Here is a 783-nt window from a genome sequence, read left to right as displayed (position 1 = left end):
CGGGGTACCGAACAGATACAGGATCAGATCGTCGTCGAGCGTGATGCGCCCGAAGTCCATCGCCACGGTGGTCGTGGTCTTGTCCTGCACATGGCTCAGGTCGTCGATCCCCGCCGACGCCGACGTCATCACGGCTTCGGTGCGCAGCGGGTTGATCTCCGAGACCGCGCCGACAAACGTGGTCTTGCCCACGCCGAAGCCGCCCGCCACCACGATCTTCGCCGAGGTGGTCGCGCGGGCGGGCGGAGCGCCGCTAGAGCTTGCGAAGTCCACTGAGCACCCTTTCGAGCAGTGTCACATCCGGGGTACCGCCCGCTTCCGAACCGCCACCGGGCTGGTGGATCGCCACCATGCCGGCCTCCGCCAGGTCGGCCACCAGGATCCGCGCCACACCGAGCGGTATGTTCAGCAGCGCCGAGACCTCCGCGACCGACTTGACCTCCTGGCACAGATGGCAGATGCGCTGGTGCTCTGGGAGCAGCCCCGCCAGATGCGCTGGGTCGGCCGTGGTGCTGACCAGCGCCTCGATGGCGAGCTGGTACCGCGGCCGGGTCCGGCCTCCGGTCATGGCGTAGGGGCGCACCAATGGCTGGTCGCCTTCACCCCCGTACGGCGAATGGTGGTGGCCGCCGTACGGGCCGGGCGAGGCAGGGGGCGGGGTCATTGAGTCCTCCGGTCGGACAACAAGGTGACGGTTCGTGCCGTCGGTCGGTGCCGGTGGGGGGCCGCCCGGGCGGGCCGGGCGGGGCGGGCGGCGGATGGTCGGTGGGTCAGTTCAACAGG

At 70.1% G+C, this 783-nt stretch carries 2 protein-coding genes; both read right to left on the bottom strand.

Features of this window, described 5'->3' with window-relative positions; translation table 11 throughout:
- Positions 1 to 273: GTP-binding protein (locus tag JK363_RS41465; protein ID WP_201883494.1), on the bottom strand; the 273-nt coding region annotated here is incomplete at its 3' end.
- Positions 254 to 664, bottom strand: coding sequence for a DUF742 domain-containing protein (locus tag JK363_RS41460; RefSeq protein WP_176180452.1), 411 nt, complete (start codon positions 662 to 664; stop codon positions 254 to 256). The genes JK363_RS41460 and JK363_RS41465, both read right to left, overlap by 20 nt.
- Positions 665 to 783: the final 119 nt, after the last annotated feature.

The sequence above is a fragment of the Streptomyces coffeae genome (assembly GCF_016741875.1).
GTDB classification, from domain to species: domain Bacteria; phylum Actinomycetota; class Actinomycetes; order Streptomycetales; family Streptomycetaceae; genus Streptomyces; species Streptomyces coffeae.
Note: the sequence above shows the minus strand (reverse complement) of the source record. Positions and strands in the feature narration are given on the sequence as shown.

Excerpts from the sequence above, each read along its gene's own strand:
- JK363_RS41460 (WP_176180452.1), bottom strand. The coding sequence starts at position 664 with ATGACCCCGCCCCCTGCCTCGCCCGGCCCGTACGGCGGCCACCACCAT.